This is a genomic window from Bacillus sp. FSL K6-1338 (assembly GCF_038006965.1).
In the GTDB taxonomy this organism is placed as follows: domain Bacteria; phylum Bacillota; class Bacilli; order Bacillales; family Bacillaceae_G; genus Bacillus_A; species Bacillus_A thuringiensis_S.
In genome coordinates this window covers 173,720-193,062 of the sequence record NZ_JBBOWI010000001.1, presented here as the reverse complement: position 1 = coordinate 193,062, position 19,343 = coordinate 173,720, and the positions used below count along the sequence as shown (strand labels likewise).

The following is a 19,343-nucleotide window of genomic DNA, read 5'->3' as shown; positions in this document are numbered from 1 at the left end:
GAAACGCAAAAATTAATAAAATTTATTCGTTTACTCATTGTATCAAGAGAGGTGGAGGGACTGGCCCTTTGAAACCTCGGCAGCAGGTTCATTTTGAATACTGTGCCACTTCCTGCAAGCTTTATGCTTGAAAGATAGAATGAGGGACTTCGTTTATATACGGGTGCATAACTTGTACGTAAAAATCCCTCTTTCTCAATATGAAAAGAGGGATTTTTTATTTTTCATTTCCCTCATCATCATCCAAACTTAATTATTTAGGAGGAAAATCAAATGAAAAAGAAGTTTGTACCCGGTATTGCATCAGTTGTAGGAGTAAGTATTTTATTAACTGGTTGCGGTAGTTATAAAAACGAAGCAAGCGGAGCAAATGCAAAAGACGAGGCACCTAGCAAACAGGTTTTAAATTTATCTTCACCTACTGAAATACGAACAATGGATACAGCCCGTGCTACAGATACTGATTCTGGTCAAGTAATGAGAAACGTATTTGAAGGTTTGTATAATCTTGGTGAAGGTAACAAACCTTTCCCTGGCGTTGCAAAATCTCATGAAGTAAGTGGCGATAAAACAAAATACACATTCCACCTGCGAGATTCAAAATGGTCAAACGGCACTCCTGTTACAGCGAAAGATTTTGTGTTCGCTTGGCAGAGAGCCGTAGATCCAGCAACAGCCTCTGAATATGCATTTCTATTCTTTGATATTAAAAATGCAACAAAAATTAACAACAAAGAACTTCCAGCCGACCAACTTGGTGTAAAAGCAGTTGATGACCATACGTTTGAGGTAGAATTGGAGCGTCCTGTTCCGTATTTTATTAGCTTAACAGCGTTCCCAACATTTCTACCAATTAACGAGGAATTCTTTAAAGCACAAGGTGATAAGTACGCTTTAGAAGATCATACAATCTTGTACAATGGAGCTTTTACACTAAGCGATTGGAAGCACGAACAAAGCTTTAAATTCAAGAAAAACCCTACCTATTGGGATAAAGATACTGTCAAACTAGAAGAAATCAATTTTAACGTCGTAAAAGAAAAATCAACAGAAGTAAATTTATTCGAGTCAAAACAATTAGATCGTATAAAACTAACATCTGACTTTGTCGATAAATATAAAAAGGATGCTAACTTTAAAGAACGTCCAAACGTAGGCTTACAATTTTTACGTATGAATCAACAAAACAAAGTGCTTCAAAACGTTTCTGCACGCCAAGCAATTGATCAAACAATTGATAGAAAATCCTTTGTAAATACGTTATTAAATGATGGATCTACACCAACATTTGGTCTCGTTCCAAAAAACTTTGCAAAAGGACCTGAAGGAAAAGACTTCCGTACTGCAAACGGCGATTTAACAAAAGTTGATACAAAATCTGCACAAAAGTTATGGAAAAAAGCTAAACAAGAGCTTGGTTCTGAAAAGATAACATTAGAATTATTAACGAGTGATGCTGACCTTGATAAGAAAACTGGTGAATTCTTAAAAGGGCAACTAGAAAAGAATTTAGATGGATTAACAGTAAATATAAAACCGCAACCGCGTAAGCAACAAGTTTCGCTTTTATTAAAAGGTGACTACGAAATCGGAATTGACGGCTGGAGCCCTGACTTTGCGGATCCAATTACATTCCTTGAGCTATTTACAACGAATAACCCTTATAACTTAGATCATTACTCTAATAAGGAATTCGATGAAACAATAGCAAAAGTGAAAACAACTTTAGCTGGTGATGAAAAAGCTCGCTGGGAAGCATTACTAGCATCCGAGAAAATATTATTTAAAGACTCTGTTATCGCTCCTCTTTACCAAAAAGGCGAATCTTATTTAGAACGTTCTTATGTGAAAGGAATTGTGCAAGTAGACTTTGCGGGTCAATTAAATTTCAAGTGGGCAAAAATTGAAAAATAAAGTAAAACCGTAATAAGTGAGGGTTCTTCATCCCCACTTATTATTAGCCCACACCAATTGTTTTTTTAGCAAAATATATTAAAAGCAGGTTCTCTCACACAAGAGAATCTACTTTTTTAATATATTATTCTAAGAAATTAACATTCTATTTTTATTATTGACATATAGTTCTTTCCAGTGTTAATATTCTAAATAATCAAAGAAACAAAATATTTCACCATCAAAATATAATGTCTACTACGTTGAAACATATAACGATAGATTATAGCTCAACATGTATATACATATAGAACACCTGATTACCTATAAACAAATATTTATAATAGGTTTTATCTCCTTCTATAGCTACTTCAAGACATGGACATTATGACGTTACGAACAACACATTTAGGGAGGAACGAACAATGAAGAAAAAAGTTGTACCTGTTGTTGCATCTGTTTTAGGGGCAAGTCTATTACTAACTGCTTGCGGGGGAAATAAAGATAATGCAGGCGGAGCGAAAGCAAACGATAAAGTACCTGATAAACAAGCAATTAACTTATCATTCGCTTCAGAAATTCCAACAATGGATGTTGCAAAAGCAACGGATGGGGAATCCATGAATGTAATGCGCAATGTTTTTGAAGGTTTATATGCAATGGGAGAAGATAATAAACCGATTCCTGGTGTTGCTGAGTCGGTTGACATTAGTCCCGATAAAACAAAATATACATTCCATCTGCGTGATTCAAAATGGTCAAACGGTACTCCTGTTACAGCAAAGGACTTCGTCTTTGCTTGGCAACGTGCCGTAAATCCTGATACAGCAGCTGAATACGCATTCTTATTCTTCGATGTACAGAATGCGAAACAAATAAACCAAAAACAATTACCAATTGATCAACTAGGGGTCAAAGCTGTTGATGACAAAACGTTAGAAGTACAACTAGACCGTCCTGTTCCTTACTTCTTAAGCTTAACGACATTCTCAACATTCTTGCCAATTAATGAAGAGTACTTAAAGTCTCAGGGCGATAAATACGGTTTAGAAACAAATCATTTAATTTACAACGGTGCTTTCACATTAGATAACTGGAAACATGAACAAAGTTTCCAATTGAAGAAAAACCCTAACTATTGGGATGCTAAAACGGTAAAATTAGAAGAAATCAACTTCAATGTCGTTAAAGATAAGTCTACAGAAGTGAATTTATATGATTCAGGACAAATTGATCGTGTTGCTTTAACTGCAGAGTTTGTTGATAAATATAAGAGCGATCCAAACTTCAAGGAACGCGCTGAAGTCGGCATTCAATTCTTACGACTAAATCAGAAAAATGAAACATTAAAAAATCAACATGCACGCCTTGCTATTAACGGCGCAATGAATAAAAAAGCATACGTAGAAACAATTTTAAATAACGGTGCTGTTCCAGCTGAAGGAATGGTTCCTGCGAAATTTGCAAAGAGTCCAGAAGGCAATGACTTCCGTAAAGAAAATGGAAATCTAGTCAAGGATGATGTGAAAACAGCGAAAGAAAACTGGAAAAAAGCAAAACAAGAACTTGGTACTGACAAAGTAACAATCGAACTATTAACAAGTGACAATGCTTTAGCTAAAAAGACTGGTGAATATTTAAAAGGTGAGTTAGAAAAGAACTTAGACGGATTAACAGTGAATTTAAAACCGCAACCACGTAAACAACAGTTGAAACTACTATTAAGTGGTGACTATGAAATTGGTATTGACGGCTGGGGCCCTGACTTCGCTGATCCAATTACATTCTTAGATTTATTTACAACAGATAGTGCTTATAACTTCGATAAGTACTCTAACAAAGAGTACGATGAGCTCATTCATAAAGTGAAAACAGATTTAGCTGGCGATGAAAAAGCACGCTTTGAAGCAATGAAGCAAGCTGAAAAAATTCTATTACAAGACGGCGCTGTCGCTCCTTTATACCAACAAGGTCGTTCTTACTTACAACGCTCTTTCATTAAAGGACTTGTAACGACTGACTTCGGCGGTGAATTTAACTATAAGTGGACAGAAGTTGCAAAATAACAAAAGTAAAAAGGTATCCTACGAAGGATACCTTTTACTTTTATACAACTTTAACTACAGAGCTTCCTCTCCCCTTTACCATTCCTTTTATAGCTAAAGTCGTCACTGCTACTAATTGTGTAACCAATACAATAACTAATAATGAAATAATATTTCTCTCTAAACTAACTCCTCCGAATATTATTGTATAATAGCCATTTGCTGCATATGTTGCTTGAAATAATTCACCGATCGTTTGATACGTTTTAGAAAGCATTTCAGTACCTCCTCACAACTTCAATTTACCATATACATACAAATCATTTTTGATTTAAATTGCGGATGAGCCCTTGTGACTGCAGGATAATAATTTATTTTCAACACATACATAATTACATGTTTTTGGGAAAAACTTGTATAGAACGAATTTACATAAGGAGGAATTTATAATGAGAATTCTACTATCAGTTTTATTAGCTCTTATGCTAGTACCTGCATTAACAGGATGTAAAGCCCCTGCAAAAGAAGACACAACTTCTAATAAAAAGACGACTGAAGAAGCAAAAAATGAGGCTCCTGCAGATTTAAAACTAAACTTTAATGAATTTAGTTTAGATGCAGACTATCAAGATACGAAGAAAGACTACGAAGCTGATTATAAGAATGTAGCCGCTGATAAGAAAATGGAAGCAAAGCTTGAAGACCATAAAACAAATGCAAAGTTTACAGGTGACGAGGCTATTACAAAATTAAGCCCACTTCTACAAGAATTAAAATTTGATAAAGATACTCCTGACCAAGAAGTAATCGATCAAGTAGTGAACGTGTTCAAACTTGATAAAGACTACCAAAAATTCGATTTAGAAGTTGTCTTCTCTGATGGAACGAAAAAAGAATATAAAAGAGAAATAAAATAAAGAAGTAGGCGATTGCCTACTTCTTTATTTTTGCATATCTTAAATCTGGTTTAGATCCAACATAATATTGAAGTCCAGATACCGTTTGTTTTTGTAAATAGGAATCCGACGGGAATATAATTGGAATTAATGGTGAATCTGTAAACATAATATCTTCCGCTTTATGCAATAAGTCAAAACGCTTATCTTCATTTTGTTCAACTTCTGCTTCCTTCACTAAAGCATCAAATTCTTTATTATGCCATTTTGCATAATTGTTTGGACCATCACCTGCATATAAATCTAATTTAGTAATTGGATCTAATAAAGAACCGCCCCATCCCATATAAGCCAATTGGAAATCACTTTGCTTATATGTGTCGATGTAACTCTTCCACTCTTTATTTTCTAATTTAATATCTACACCAAGATTTTTCTTAAACATTTCTTGCATTGCTTCTGCTACTTTTTTATGTTGTGTATCTGTAGTGAATTTTAATGTTACTTCAGGTAATGTAGACCAGCCTTGTTCTTTCATGCCTTCTTCTAATAATTTTTTCGCTTCTGCTGGATCAAATTTAACGTAACCACCTTTTTCTTTACGGAAATCACGCCCACTTTGTGTTTTTGCTCCTTCTGGAACGAATGCATTTGCTTCTTGTGCATTGTTTTTATACAGTTTTTCAACAATAAACTTACGATCAACTGCTAATGAGAATGCTTTACGTACTTTCGCATTTGTGAATGGCTCTTTTTCTACGTTAAACGAATAAATATAAGATGAAAATCCTGCAACACGTTTATATTCTTTATTTCCTTTTTCTTTTTCAATCATTTCTTGCGGTAAACCGCTTAGTAAATCTAATTCTTTTGATTTATATAATTGGTACGCTGTTTTAGAATCTGGAATAATACGAAACTCAATTTCTTTTAATGTTACCTTTTTATCATAGTATTCTTTATTTTTTTGTACTGTAATAGCCTGATTATGCTTCCATTCTTTTAATGTGAATGGCCCGTTCGTAATTAACTCTTTTGGATCTGTTTTTAATTTATTATTATCATCAATCGACTTTTTAGCTAATGGAATAAATAATGAGCTTGCTAATTTCTGTTTAATAGAAGCAACTGGATGTTCAAGAGTTACCTTTAATGTTTGAAGATCAACGACTTGAATACCAACTTGTCCTTCTTCACCTTTTCCAGTATTGTATGCCTCTGCCCCTTTAATAAAATACATTTCTGTTGCATTCATAGAACCCGTTTTCGGATTCAATAATCGCTTCCATGCAAATTCAAAATCATTTGCTGTAATAGCAGAACCATCTGACCATTTAATATCTTTCTTTAAATGAATTGTATACTCAGTTCCATCAGCATTTACTTCTTCTTTCTCTGCTAATTCATTTTGATATTTCCCATCACTATCTTGCGTATATAAGCTTGAGAATAAATGTCCAATTACATAACCTGACGTGCTATCTGTCGCAATAGCGGAATCAAGTGTATATGGATCGCTACCAATATTCGTTACTAATCGATCGCCTTCTCCCTTACCAGCACTCGCCTTTTGCGTCTCTTTCTTACCGCAAGCGACAGAAGTAATTGCTAAAACAGTCATAATGACAAACAGTAAAAACTTCTTCATCCTACATTCTCCTTTAACCTGAAATTTTTGGTGTTGATGCCAATAGTGTTTTTGTATAAGAATGTTGTGGATTACAGAACACTTCGTCCGTATTTCCAAATTCAACAAGTTCTCCTTTATATAAGACAGCCACTTTTTCACATAAATAGTGAACCATCGGCAAATCATGTGCGATAAATAAATATGTATAGCCTTGTTCCTTTTGAATCTTTTGCAGCAGATGTACAATTTGAATTTGCAATGAAACATCTAATGCTGAAATTGGTTCATCAAGAATCAATACTTCTGGCTCACACAATAACGCTCTTGCAATAGCAATTCGTTGACGTTGTCCTCCGCTAAATTCGTGCGGATAGCGATCGATATATCGTCTATCTAATCCCACACGTTCTAGCGCATCACCTGCTACTTTATCCTTTAATCCTTTATCACCTAAACCGAATGAAATATAACCCTCCGTTACGCTATCGCGTACTTTCCAGCGCGGATTTAATGCTGCTGTGGAATCTTGAAAAATGAACTGTACTTTCTGTAAAAAATCTCGCCTATGAGCTGATTTCAGCTTGTGAACGACTTGACCGTTATAATCAATTTCACCAGACGTTGGACTCTCAATCCCTGCTACGAGCTTTCCAAGTGTTGTTTTTCCTGAACCACTTTCACCAATAATGCCAAGTGTTGTTCCTTTCGGAATAGAAAGTGATATGTCTTTTAACGCTGTGATTTCTTTACTTTTACTTCCATACGTTTTCGTTACTTGCTTTATAGTAATTAAATCTGTCGTCATGAGGCATTCACCTTCTCTTTTGATTTCGCTTTATTATGCTCTAGAACATGTTGCCAACAATGTGAACTATGCTCCTTAGAATATGTGGTTCTCTCTGGAAAACGATGAATACATTCTTTTATCGCTACTGGACAACGATTTACAAAAGGACAACCAAAGCTACTTAATGTTTCAATGGAAGGTGTCGTTCCTTCTATAGCACGTAATACCTTTTCGGAATCATCCATATTCGGAATTGCTTGTAATAAACTTTTCGTATATGGATGTTTAGGAGAACCTATTACCTCCTGTATCGTTCCTTTTTCAACAACACGTCCCCCGTACATAACAACTACTCGATCAGCTACTTCACGTACAAGTGCCAAATCATGTGTAATTAATAAAATACTCGTATTTTGTTTTTCTTTTCTTTCTTTTAATAGCCCCATAATTTGTTTCTGAATCGTTACATCTAACGCTGTTGTCGGCTCGTCTGCAATTACAAGCTTTGGGTGACAAGCAAACGCAATTGCTAAACAAATACGCTGCCTCATACCTCCGCTTAATTGATGTGGGTACTGTTCAAAGCGTTTCTCTGCTTCATGTATCCCTAAACCCGTTAACAAGTTAATCGCAATTTCCTTTGCTTCTCTTTTCGATTTTTTCCCATGTTGCAAAACTACTTCTGTAATTTGTTTGCCTACCTTCATCGTTGGGTTTAAAGATGAAAGCGGATCTTGAAATATAAAGGAAATATCTTTTCCGCGAATTTGATTCCATTCTGACTCTTGTAAATTCGTTAATTCATTTGCTTGGAAAGCTATATTTCCATCATCGATATGAATAGATTCTTGATTTAATCCGACAATAGATTGTGCTGTAACACTTTTTCCTGAACCACTTTCTCCTACAAGTGCAACGATTTCACCTTCATTAATAGAAAAGGAAACATGCTTCACAATTGCTTGCTTACTATTCTCTTTTTCAACGGTCAATGTTACGTTTTCTAAAGATAAGAGCTGTGCCATGTTTTTTCTCCTTTCGATTCCGTTTGACGATTTTTGGATCAATCGCATCTTGCAAACCATCACCAATTGCATTAAATGCGAACATAATGAGTGCAATCATGATTGCCGGGAAAAATAGCTGCCACCATTCTCCGCTCAATAATGTCCCGAGTGCATCATTCGTCATCGTCCCCCAACTTGCCGCTGGTGATTGTACTCCAAGTCCTATAAAGCTTAAAAATGATTCTGAAAAAATAGCTGCTGGAATTGTAAATGATAAATTTACGATAATAATCCCTGTTAAATTCGGAATTAAATGCCCATATATAATTTTCATATGTGATGTACCTAATCGCTCTGCTGCAATAACAAACTCTCTTTGTTTTAAAGACAATACTTGTGCTCGAATGAGACGAGCCATTCCAATCCATCCCGTTAATGCAAGAGCGATAATAATGGTGAAAAGACCTGGTTTCATAACAATTAATAGTAAAATAACAATTAATAAATATGGGATGCCGTATAATACTTCAATTCCTCTTATAATCCACTCATCAATTAACGTTCCAAGGCGATTACGCCCTCTCACATATCCACTAAATCCACCAATCAGTACACCAAGCCCTATATCGAGGGCAGCTGCTACTAATCCAACTGTTAGTGAAATCTTCCCACCAGCCCAAGTACGTGCCCAAATATCTCTCCCTAGATCATCTGTTCCAAACCAATGTTCACTACTCGGCGGTAAATTTGTTGCCTCTTTTACTTGTTCACTCGCAGTAAATGAAGTTAAACTTTCGCCAATAAGCGAGAAAACAATAATTAGCAATAACGTCACTGTTCCTAAAACTGCGATTGGATTCGATATAAACTTACGAAACACTTCTTTCTTTCTGCTAATTGTTTGCTGATTTTTATTTATCGTTAATTCTTTTTTCTCTTCTTTCGTTAATAACTGTTCATTAATCTCATAAGCTCCCATTTAAATATCCCCCCTCCTTATGTAATAGAACGAATACGCGGATCAACAATGCGATGAATAATATCTGTAATGAAAATACAAGCAATTAATAATGCACTATAGAAAATCGTTGTTCCCATAATCACCGGATAGTCTCGGTTAAAAATACTATCTACAAAATATTTTCCTAGGCCAGGAATTGAAAAGATTTTTTCAATAACGAAAGTCCCTGTTAAGAGTCCAGCCATTAACGGTCCAACAAATGTAAGTACTGGAACAATCGCATTTCGAAGAGCGTGTCTTATAATAATCTTCTTAATTGGTATACCTTTTGCTCTTGCTAGCTTAATATAATCACTCTGCAGTACTTCGATCATATTAGAACGAACAAACCTTGTAATAACTGCGATTGGCCCTAACGCTAATGCAAAGGATGGCAATACCGTATGTTCGAATGTTCCCCAAGAGGCTACTGGTAAAAACTCAAATTGGATAGCGAATACTTGTATAAATAGTGGTGCTAAAATAAAACTTGGAATAGAAATACCTAAAATTGCGAGCAAACTCACACTATAGTCAATTACTCTCCCATGATATAGAGCAGCAAATGTCCCTGCCGCAATTCCTACTAACAATGAAATAACAAGTGCTTGTAGACCAATAATTGCTGATGGACCAAAGCCAGTTGTTATAATTTCTGATACACCTTGCCCGGTTGATTGAACCGATTCACCAAAATCAAAATGAACTACACCGTCTAAATAAGCAACATATTGATTCCATAACGGTTCATCAAGGTGATACTTCGCTCTCATGTTTTGGATCACTTCTTCAGGAAAGATTTTTGCATCTGATGAAAATGGATCTCCCGGAATAATATGCATAATTAGAAATGTCACTGTCGTAATAACCCATAGTGTGAACACCATAACCGATAATTTTTTAATTACATACACTTCAATAACCCCCTAAACACATGAATTTACTTTGTTTTATGAATGTACTTTTTCCATTACTCCCTTTTCTCTTTTTAGAATACAAAAAGCCTTGATCTTAAAAAATAAGATCAAGGCTTAACAAAAAAAGGCCCATCACTTATCTTTCAAGACTTGCTTGCTGGAATTAGCACGGTGTTCCTATTACAGAACCCGCTGCTGAGGTGTCATAGGGCCAGTCCCTCTACCTCTCTGGATAAGTAAATTGCTATATTATTATTTGGTTCAAATTGTATATTTCGAATTATAATTCTGAAAAATTGAAAAGTCAATCGAATTGGATAAATTTAGAAAAATCAGTTTTTAATTCGTTTATCGAAATTACAGTTTTCGGCTTATCATAAAAAGAAATGATGTTAAAGGAGTTATAAGATGGACCCCTTACTTCTTGCTACTATAGGATTACCCTTAACAATCGTTATACTTGTCATCATCGGCTCCTATAAACTCTTTATTAAAAAGAAACGTATTACTTCTTTTTATACTCCTTTCGATAATATTACCGGGCAAACTATTTCCGAATTTCACGAAGAACAGAAAATATTAGTATCTGAGGATGAAGACAGAGATGGCAAGAAGAAAAAATAACCTTGCACAGGCAAGGTTATTTTTTCGTTTCTGCTTGAAAACGTTTATAGTATGTCGATGCTGTTGCAAAGTTAATTTCTATATCACGAATCAACGATGAATCTTCTTCTTTAGCTAACTTCTGTAATTTTTTCATCGCTTGTTCTGATTCATTCAAGAAACCAACATATACCTCATGTTCTTGCTCTTTCGACTTCGGAACACGAATTTCTTTACGTATATGATCAATATCTTCTAACATGCTCGTTGTTACCTTTTGCACGTCTTCTTTATATGTTGCATTCGTTATTTCCTTACCGCCCTTTTCTTTTGCCACTTCAAATAACTGCAGTGCTTTATTAATTTCTTTATTCATTTTTATATCGTATTTTTCATGTACTGCAAGGTATTCTTTCATCTCTTCTGTTTGTTCAGTAGATTGCTCTACCTTTTCTTTCGGTTCTTTCGTATCTTTATTTCCATTACATCCTGCTAGAAGGATCATACTTCCCATTACAGCAATACCCAAAACCTTCTTCATCTCTTCTTCTCCTTTTATCTACAGCTATTACTCATTATAGTTTCTTTTATCTCCACTTGTTATTATACCGAGAACGCCCTACTTTTTACACTTAAGACGACATCGTAATATATATACCAACATGTTTGTCACAGTATCGTCACTTTATACAAATAACTTTTGCAATGCTTTACTACATCACCTTACAAAACTGTAAGCACACATAAAGAACAAACCATGCTAGACTTACATATGCATAACGCAAACATATGTAAGGTTTTAAGGAGAATCATCTATGTACAACACAATGCCTTTTATGGGAGAAGATATTCGTGTCCTTATTCGCGAAAAATCACTTCATATCGAAAATACAGAGAGCCTTCGCCGCGTATTAAAGAAGAAGCATGCTCCATTTAAGTTAGCTCAATATTTAAAACAACAACATACAAATCAATTTCATACCGTGCTAAATATATCGGATAAATCATTAACAATCGAAATCATCGGTCATGTCTACATTGGAAACTTTGCAGATACCTTAAAGGAAATCCCACGTATACCGAAGATTGCTCCTATTATCGTTAAAAAAGCGTATAAAATTACTGACCATACCGATATTATCGACTGTGGGGAAAAAGAAGTCGATAGTAATCGCTGGGTGTGGGATAAACTTGCTGTTTTATATGATACGATCATGAATAATATGTATGAGGTATTTCAAAGAAATGAAAAAAAGAACTGATTCAAACATTCCCTTTGAATCAGTTCTTTTTTGTTAAGCCTCTAAATTTTGTCTTTGTTGCAGTTCAAACTGCTTCTCACTTCTTCTGGCCATAAATAGATAACATAATACTGCCCCTACTTCACAAAGCGCAATAACAACACCCATCGGTAACGCTGTATTACTCCCACCAATACCTACTAGCGGAGCGACAAGCGCTCCTGAAATGAACTGTAATAAGCCTAATAAAGCTGACGCTGTTCCTGCAGCTTGCTTCTGATTTCTCATCGCTAATGAGAACCCAGTTGTTGATACAACCCCGACACTTGATACAACAAGGAATAACGAACATAAAACACCGATTAAACCTATTCCTAGTACGATTGTCAGTAGTAAAGATAGGCCACCAACAGCTGCGATAATAATACCAGCAACAAATAATGTCTTCTCATTCACTTTCCCCGCTAAACGACCCGTTACCTGACTAGCAATAATAATACCGATGCCGTTAATCGCAAAGAATAAACTAAATTGCTGTGGTGATGCTCCGTATATGTTCTGCAACACAAATGGTGAGCCCGAAATGTATGCAAACATTGCCGCTGTTACTAATCCTTGTGACAATGCATATCCCATAAACAGACGGTCCTTTAACAATTTTCCGTACGTCGCCAAAGTCCCTGACAAACCACCCGTTTCCCTTTCTTCAGGAGGTAATGTTTCACGCAATACAAAAGTAGCTGAGATTAACATGAATACGCTAATTGCTCCAAGAACGATGAAAACACCGCGCCACGTTGTAAACTGTAATAATTGCCCCCCAATAATCGGTGCCAAAATAGGTGCTGCTCCGTTTACTAACATAAGCAGTGAGAAAAACTTCGTCATTTCAGAACCTGAGTACATATCACGTACCATCGCACGTGATATAACAATCCCGGCTGATCCTGAAGCTCCTTGTAGGAAGCGCAATAACACTAATGTCCAAATAGATGGCGCAACAGCACAAAGTAAAGAAGAAGCAACATAAATAATAAGAGCAATAATAAGTGGTTTGCGTCTTCCGTAAATATCACTAATTGAGCCAACAAATAATTGTCCTACTGACAGCCCAAGCAGACAAGCTGTTAATGTAAGCTGCGCTAGGGATGCACCTGTTTGCAAGTCATCCGTTAACTTCGGTAATGAAGGCAAATACATATCAATAGATAATGGCCCAATCGCCGTAAGTGTTCCTAATACAAGAATCATCCATAACCTGTTTGCCTTTACAGGTTTATATATTTCGTGATTAACTTCATTCACTTTTTCAATTCACCCTTTCCTATACACACTGAATCGTAACAATTATAGTTACATCATAAACATACGTCAAGTACAGCGCATTTTCCTCTTTCATAATGTAAAAAAAGCGATAGAAATTCTATCGCTTTACTTTTTCACATTGCTATTCGTAAATTTAGATACTGAGGCCATCGTCTCTCCTGTATCTAAATATGTAATTTGAATTGGGTCTCCTACTTCTGTAAACATAGCATACGGGAATTTCTTCACCGGTATCATAAATACCTTTTGTTCATTCTCTAAAAGTACGTACACGATTGTATTTTCACCTGATTTCTCTTTATATACACGTTGTACAATACCTTCTTTTTGCGCTTCTTTTCCTGTTGAGGTTGGTCTAAAGGTATCACCATTACCACTCATTACGTTTTTATAATTCTCAAGCGCTTCTTTCTGCGAAGAACCTGTCGCAAATATTTTTGCATTAGCAGCATATACAACTGTATGTGCACGTACTAGGCCTCCATCATCAACAACCGGAATAATCCAAGCTGGTTTACCGTATACGTTATAAATGACAGGCATTGTCCCATGCCATTTCTCTCTCTTAAAGGAATTATCCACTACTTCTGTAGCTGCTGAACCATCCATAATCCCCTTCACTTCTTTTCCATTATAGTAATATAGCTTGCCTGTGCGTGCATCTACTAATGAATAGCCTAGGGCTGAATCTACTCCTTCTTTTGGAGAAGTAAAGTCTGTAAAATAATATAGTGTTCCATCTTTACCAAAGATCGGGGTCACGCCTTCTTTCGTTCCCCACTCAGTCGGAATCTTCATATCAGTTTGCGAGAATTTCGTATTCCAAAATCCGTGAATATATTTACCAAAGTACGTATTTAACGTAGATGCAGTCTCATGATTTAATACACCATCAACAAATTTAGGTGCCTTTCCTTTATCATACCTTTTCACTTCACCTGTTTGTGCGTCTACTACGACAACACCCTCTACCTCAAATCCAGATCTTCCTGAAATAAATTCACCATACGTCATTGTATAATATGGTTTCCCTTTATCATCAACCTCAAATTTAGGTTTTCCTTTAAAGATTAAATCTGGTTCTGCTTGCCTTACCACACGCTCTAAATTATTACCAAAAAACATGCTTGGCACATATTTCATTTTATAACCGAGGTGCAGTTTCGCTTCCGCATCAGGATTTGTACCTGACATCGTTACATACCCTGGAATTGTCTCAGCTTTACGCGCTTTAAAAAATCCTGAAACTTCAATCGGCGCTACATATAAAGCTTCGCCGTTTACCATTTGTGGCGTTAATTCTCCTAGCTCAAAATAAGCTACTTTCGGAATATCACCAAATACTTTTTTCATCTTATTCTCCGCTGTCTTTGGCGGCACTGTAAACGGCTGGTCATTTTCAGTAAATGGCTCTGAAATATCTTTCTCTACCTTAACAACAGAATCATATTTCTTTTGCGAGATTACTATATCGTGCAAATAACCAAAGTAACCGTAACTTGCGAGTAAAATAAACATTAGAAGTCCTTTTAACGTACCTTCTAATTTACCTATTTGATCTTGTGAAAATAAAACAAGCCCAATTAAAAGTGCTACTGCAACAGAATAATGAGTAAGAATCGAATCTACTCGATCATCAATTAGCCAAAAGTATTCATAGATTGCAATACCTATCCAAAATAAAACAGGAATAACTAAAATAGATGATTTCTTACCCTTTACAACCTTCTTATCTCCCTTCTTATCCACTGCTCGAAGCTTACTACTACTTCTTGTCCATGGAATCAAAAACAAAGTAAGAATAGCTAAAACTACAAATTTCATCAAAGGCACTGTCCCCTTTTCTTTTGTATTCCCTTTTAGTATAACAAATAAAGGGTATTAAGGTGAAAATAGGAATAGTTATATTTTTTTACTACTTAATACAATCCCGCTTACTACATATAGAATAGATGCAATATAAAAAATTGTACCAATCGTAAAGAAATCTACTAAATATCCCGTGGCAATAACCGCTTCTGCTCCGCCAATGGATGTCCACACATGGTATTTTCCAATCTCATAACCAGCCTTTTCCTGCGCAACCTTTCGTGCTAACGAAGTCTTCTCAGTATTACGCTGCACAGCACCTAAAACTCCCATTACAATTTGAAGAAGATACACATGCCATACTTCCGTGGCAATCGGAAAACAAAGCATTAAGATTGCCATGGACCAAGCGTATATTATTAATAATTTTTTATCACCTACTTGATCAGATACCTTTCCCACTAGTGGATATACAAGTGCTGATGTTAAAGCAAATAAGCCATACGCCCAGCCAAATTGCGAGAAGCTATTTCCAACGTTTCGAAGCAATAATATATAAAAAGGAAATACCATACTTCCTGCCATCATGATGATACTTTGCGAAGCTACAAATCTTCTATATGTCATTTCGTATACTCCCTATAAAATAAATTCACAAATCTCTCTTCTGAATCTACTTCCTTCTTTTTCTTGAGAAATTCTTCAATACGAGGATATGCCTTCTTTAACTGCTCTTTCGTTGGATAAGAATAATACGGCAAATAGTAACTACCGTTATGCTTTAAAGTAACATCAATCATCTTCCGAATGACATCTTCTGTTTTCTTTATCTCACTATCTGAGCGTCCCTGGTTAATTAAAAGAACCAGCGCAAACATATCATCTTTCGCATAGGACAAAACTGCATTTTCATTCTTTTCCACGTAACGAATCGTAATGTTGAGTAAATTAAACTCTTCTTCATTTAATACGTTACGTAAATCATCTATATACTCCGTGAAAGCATCTATAGGCACAAAGTATTCTTGTAACACTTCGGTCCTATTTGGATTTTCATATTCCATAAAAGCACTATCTGATCTCATAACATTATTACGCGTCTCATACTTTCCATCTGTACGTTCAAAATAACCTCTTTGTATATTCCAAAATGTATTCTTTCCCCAATCACTATAACGTGATAACCCAAGTAAAAATTTCGGTGCAGCTATAATATTTTCTTCCTTTAATTCACTGTACTCTTCTCTCATATTTTGATTTTGTGCCAAAGTATAATCTGTCACATACATCTCTTTTAAAAATGAATTTGGAGCAACAGAAATACGTGCTAAGTGCATACGAACATTCTCATCTCTTTTCACTTTCTCTTTGAAATAAGATGCGTATTCTTTATAATCTATCATTCTCGTGTGCATTTCATATAATTCATCATCTGTTAACTTCAGCGTCACATCTAAAATAATTCCAAATAAACCGTAACCACCAATGACATATGGAAATAACGCTGCATTTTCTTCTCTACTTACATTACGTACCGTGCCATCTGCCATTAACAATCTAAATGACTCTATTGTATCAATCAGTGCCTCATGACGAATATCACGCCCGTGTACATTTACACTTAATGAACCACCAACAGTAAAAATATTTTGAGACTGCATGACCTGTACCGCAAGGCCATATGGATTTATTTTCTTCTGAATATCATTCCACGTGACACCACTTTGAACTGTAATCCGCTTCTTCTCTGGATCAAATTCTAATATTTTATTATATCCTTTCATATCGAGCATCGTACCATTCGGATAATATGTCTGTCCTCCTTGGCTATGTTGCATACCTGCAATGGAAATTTTCTCTCCTGAAACTTTTGCATCTCGCACTAATTTTATTAACGAGTGCTCTTCCGTAGCACTTTCAACTCGTTTTATTTTTGTCGGAAGCAATTTACCTACATCACTCATAATAGGATGATCAATTTGTTTTTTATACGTATGTACAGACGTTGCAAGCAAAACCGTATATGCCGCAATGACCACTGCTATCTTTCTTTTTTTCAAAGGACACTCTCCTTATTAGCAACAAAAAGAGATACCCGTTCTTTCAGGTACCTCTCTTGACAGTGATTACTTTGCTGCTGGCAATTGTATTGGATCAAATTTATCATACGATGTAAACTTTGCATCCGTAATAATGTGCGCTTTATCTTCACCATTGCTACTCATAACCATATCTATCTTTGCTGATTCATATTTAAAATCTTTTGTAATAATATATTCCCCATCTATTTCTTCTATCTTTGCATTTTGGCCTTGTAGCATTTGTTTCTGCTTTTCATCCATACTAGCTAGCATACTCTCTGTCTCTTTCCCTTTTAATGCAAACTTCAGCTTATAATTATCTCCACTTTTCTCCATCTTAACTTTATTTAAAATTTCCGATGGAATCTCTAAATTATCTACCATTCCTTGAGTCGCATTCATTCCGTTAGCATTTAATTGTTCCTCTGGTACAGACATAACTTCACCTGAATTAGGATTTTTCACCTGACCAGCAATTTTTCCACCCACATCATAAACAATAACCTCTGTACCAGAAACATTCATTTCAGAACGAGAGTTTTTTTTCTTCGGCTCTAGTTGCATTTTAGCCTTCATTACATTCATCTCTGTTCCTTCAGCCTTTATTCCCACATCATATGTCATCGTTACATTTTCTTCGTTTTTAAAAGCTTCATTCGCTTTATTGAAAACATCCTTCGCTGTTAATTCCTTTTCTTTCTGCACAGCTTCTTTTTTCGGTTCATCAGTCTTTTTTGTTTCCTCATTACTACACCCTACTCCTAGACCAACTGCAAGTACTAAACTTGAAATTAAAATAAGTTTTTTCATAACGTCCCCTCCTTCCCAAAAATAATATCATCTCTTTTCCTATGAAATCTATATAATTCGTAATATTCTTCTTTAATTTTTTTCCTATATAGCAACATGTTTGAGAAAAAGTTTAAATATGATGTAAATAATAACAACTCATTTCAGGAGGTCATTATGAAAGCAATTATTTGCACAAAGTATGGACCACCTAATGTTCTCCAGATTCAAAATGTAGAAAAGCCTAAACCTAAAAAAAATGAAGTATTAGTTAAAATTCACGCAACAAGTGTATCGACTGGAGATTGTAGAATACGTGGCTTTAATAGCCCCCTCTTATTTTGGATTCCTATGCGGATCATATTAGGTTTCAGAAAACCGAGGAAACCTATACTTGGCGTAGAGTTATCCGGTGAAATCGAAGACATTGGAACAGATGTAACACAATTTAAAAAAGGAGATCCAGTTTTTGCATTAACAGAACTAAACCTTGGTGGTTATGCCGAATACACATGCGTGCATGAAAGTGGATTAATAGCATTAAAACCTACCAATGTGACATATGAAGAAGCTGCCGTTATTCCTTTTGGCGGAACTTCAGCATTGCACTTCCTTAGAAAAGGACAGATAAAAAAAGGGCAACGAGTACTTATATACGGCGCCTCTGGTTCAGTAGGGACAGCTGCCGTACAACTTGCTAAATACTTCGGGGCGACTGTCACAGCTATTTGTAGTAGTTCGAATTTCGATTTAGTTACAGCCTTAGGGGCAGACAACGTAATTGATTATATGAAAGAAGATTTTACTAAGCGGGGCGAGCACTATGATATTATATTTGATGCAGTTGGAAAATATAATAAGTCTCTTTGTACAGATGCATTAATGCCTAATGGAAAATATGTATCTGTGAACGGAATGATGGCAAAAGTCAGTAAAGAAGATATGAACCTACTAAAACAACTAGCTGAAACAGAAAAGCTAAAGCCTGTTATTGATAGAACTTACCGATTAGAAGAAGTTGTAGAAGCCCATACGTATGTAGAAATGGGCCATAAGAAAGGAAATGTTTCGATTACCTTAAAATAAAATATATTCTGAAAATATCATTGACAATTCTTTTTGTACGATTTACTATTAGTACCATATTCAAAACTACATACACATACTCTTATCAAGAGTGGCGGAGGGACTGGCCCGATGATGCCCGGCAACCGAGCTTATAACATATAAGCTAAGGTGCTAATTCCTGCAAAACGAGTTTTCGTTTTGGAAGATAAGAGAGGAATCTATTTCGTCTATTCGGCACCTCTCTTATTTTT

Annotated in this window: 18 protein-coding genes and 3 riboswitches; of the genes, 6 read left to right on the top strand and 12 right to left on the bottom strand. The window is 35.6% G+C overall.

Annotation, left to right across the window (positions count from 1 at the left end; translation table 11 throughout):
• Positions 1–36: 36 nt before the first annotated feature.
• Positions 37–141, top strand: a riboswitch (SAM riboswitch).
• A 132-nt stretch (positions 142–273) separates the two neighbouring features.
• Positions 274–1,914 (top strand): peptide ABC transporter substrate-binding protein, encoded by a 1,641-nt coding sequence (locus NZ044_RS01100; RefSeq protein WP_000726445.1) that lies wholly within the window; start codon positions 274–276, stop codon positions 1,912–1,914.
• A 404-nt stretch (positions 1,915–2,318) separates the two neighbouring features.
• On the top strand, positions 2,319–3,959 hold the full coding sequence (locus tag NZ044_RS01095) for a peptide ABC transporter substrate-binding protein (RefSeq protein ID WP_000731066.1): 1,641 nt from the start codon (positions 2,319–2,321) through the stop codon (positions 3,957–3,959).
• A gap of 40 nt (positions 3,960–3,999) precedes the next feature.
• Here the strand turns inward: NZ044_RS01095 and NZ044_RS01090 are convergent, their stop codons facing one another.
• Positions 4,000–4,215 carry a hypothetical protein gene (locus NZ044_RS01090; RefSeq protein ID WP_000949587.1) on the bottom strand — a complete coding sequence of 72 codons (216 nt, stop codon included), beginning with the start codon at positions 4,213–4,215 and terminating at the stop codon, positions 4,000–4,002.
• 172 nt (positions 4,216–4,387) lie between these two features.
• Here NZ044_RS01090 and NZ044_RS01085 point away from each other — a divergent pair, with 172 nt between their 5' ends.
• Positions 4,388–4,855 carry a YusW family protein gene (locus NZ044_RS01085; RefSeq protein ID WP_001221557.1) on the top strand — a complete coding sequence of 156 codons (468 nt, stop codon included), beginning with the start codon at positions 4,388–4,390 and terminating at the stop codon, positions 4,853–4,855.
• Between the two features lie 16 nt (positions 4,856–4,871).
• Here NZ044_RS01085 and NZ044_RS01080 read toward each other — a convergent pair whose 3' ends face one another.
• The 5 genes from NZ044_RS01080 to NZ044_RS01060 are packed head-to-tail and all read right to left on the bottom strand — an operon-like array spanning position 4,872 to position 10,172.
• Complete coding sequence (locus NZ044_RS01080; RefSeq protein WP_000714109.1) at positions 4,872–6,482, bottom strand: peptide ABC transporter substrate-binding protein; 1,611 nt, start codon at positions 6,480–6,482, stop codon at positions 4,872–4,874.
• A gap of 13 nt (positions 6,483–6,495) precedes the next feature.
• The gene (locus tag NZ044_RS01075) at positions 6,496–7,269 is read right to left on the bottom strand and encodes an ABC transporter ATP-binding protein (RefSeq protein ID WP_000205650.1); all 774 of its coding nucleotides are present in this window, start codon (positions 7,267–7,269) and stop codon (positions 6,496–6,498) included.
• Entirely contained in the window at positions 7,266–8,276 is a 1,011-nt protein-coding gene (locus NZ044_RS01070; protein ID WP_000057893.1) for an ABC transporter ATP-binding protein, read from the bottom strand. The genes NZ044_RS01075 and NZ044_RS01070 overlap by 4 nt, the downstream gene beginning before the upstream one ends.
• Positions 8,233–9,237: an ABC transporter permease gene (locus NZ044_RS01065; protein WP_000501537.1), complete on the bottom strand. Its 1,005-nt coding sequence runs from the start codon at positions 9,235–9,237 to the stop codon at positions 8,233–8,235. The genes NZ044_RS01070 and NZ044_RS01065 overlap by 44 nt, the downstream gene beginning before the upstream one ends.
• Positions 9,238–9,254: 17 nt before the next feature.
• Positions 9,255–10,172, bottom strand: a complete 918-nt coding sequence (locus NZ044_RS01060; protein WP_000289326.1) for an ABC transporter permease — start codon at positions 10,170–10,172, stop codon at positions 9,255–9,257.
• A 136-nt stretch (positions 10,173–10,308) separates the two neighbouring features.
• Positions 10,309–10,414, bottom strand: a riboswitch (SAM riboswitch).
• Between the two features lie 169 nt (positions 10,415–10,583).
• On the opposite strand from NZ044_RS01060, the gene NZ044_RS01055 reads away from it, so the two are divergent.
• Positions 10,584–10,799 (top strand): DUF3951 domain-containing protein, encoded by a 216-nt coding sequence (locus NZ044_RS01055; RefSeq protein WP_000371396.1) that lies wholly within the window; start codon positions 10,584–10,586, stop codon positions 10,797–10,799.
• Between the two features lie 16 nt (positions 10,800–10,815).
• Here the strand turns inward: NZ044_RS01055 and NZ044_RS01050 are convergent, their stop codons facing one another.
• Positions 10,816–11,319: a hypothetical protein gene (locus NZ044_RS01050; protein WP_000756523.1), complete on the bottom strand. Its 504-nt coding sequence runs from the start codon at positions 11,317–11,319 to the stop codon at positions 10,816–10,818.
• 274 nt (positions 11,320–11,593) lie between these two features.
• Here NZ044_RS01050 and NZ044_RS01045 point away from each other — a divergent pair, with 274 nt between their 5' ends.
• Positions 11,594–12,040, top strand: coding sequence for a hypothetical protein (locus NZ044_RS01045; RefSeq protein WP_000282869.1), 447 nt, complete (start codon positions 11,594–11,596; stop codon positions 12,038–12,040).
• Between the two features lie 33 nt (positions 12,041–12,073).
• Here the strand turns inward: NZ044_RS01045 and NZ044_RS01040 are convergent, their stop codons facing one another.
• The 5 genes from NZ044_RS01040 to NZ044_RS01020 all read right to left on the bottom strand — a co-directional run bounded on the left by NZ044_RS01040 (position 12,074) and on the right by NZ044_RS01020 (position 18,045).
• Positions 12,074–13,333, bottom strand: coding sequence for a multidrug effflux MFS transporter (locus NZ044_RS01040; RefSeq protein WP_223266695.1), 1,260 nt, complete (start codon positions 13,331–13,333; stop codon positions 12,074–12,076).
• Positions 13,334–13,450: 117 nt separating this feature from the next.
• Positions 13,451–15,169: a DUF3981 domain-containing protein gene (locus tag NZ044_RS01035; RefSeq protein WP_098505554.1), complete on the bottom strand. Its 1,719-nt coding sequence runs from the start codon at positions 15,167–15,169 to the stop codon at positions 13,451–13,453.
• A 78-nt stretch (positions 15,170–15,247) separates the two neighbouring features.
• Positions 15,248–15,781 (bottom strand): MFS transporter, encoded by a 534-nt coding sequence (locus tag NZ044_RS01030; RefSeq protein WP_098505555.1) that lies wholly within the window; start codon positions 15,779–15,781, stop codon positions 15,248–15,250.
• On the bottom strand, positions 15,778–17,214 hold the full coding sequence (locus NZ044_RS01025) for an FAD-binding oxidoreductase (RefSeq protein ID WP_017762700.1): 1,437 nt from the start codon (positions 17,212–17,214) through the stop codon (positions 15,778–15,780). The genes NZ044_RS01030 and NZ044_RS01025 overlap by 4 nt, the downstream gene beginning before the upstream one ends.
• A 66-nt stretch (positions 17,215–17,280) precedes the next feature.
• Positions 17,281–18,045 carry a DUF6612 family protein gene (locus tag NZ044_RS01020; protein ID WP_000733608.1) on the bottom strand — a complete coding sequence of 255 codons (765 nt, stop codon included), beginning with the start codon at positions 18,043–18,045 and terminating at the stop codon, positions 17,281–17,283.
• Between the two features lie 156 nt (positions 18,046–18,201).
• On the opposite strand from NZ044_RS01020, the gene NZ044_RS01015 reads away from it, so the two are divergent.
• On the top strand, positions 18,202–19,110 hold the full coding sequence (locus NZ044_RS01015) for an NAD(P)-dependent alcohol dehydrogenase (RefSeq protein WP_000643850.1): 909 nt from the start codon (positions 18,202–18,204) through the stop codon (positions 19,108–19,110).
• Positions 19,111–19,189: 79 nt separating this feature from the next.
• Positions 19,190–19,304: riboswitch (SAM riboswitch) on the top strand.
• Positions 19,305–19,343 lie beyond the last annotated feature (39 nt).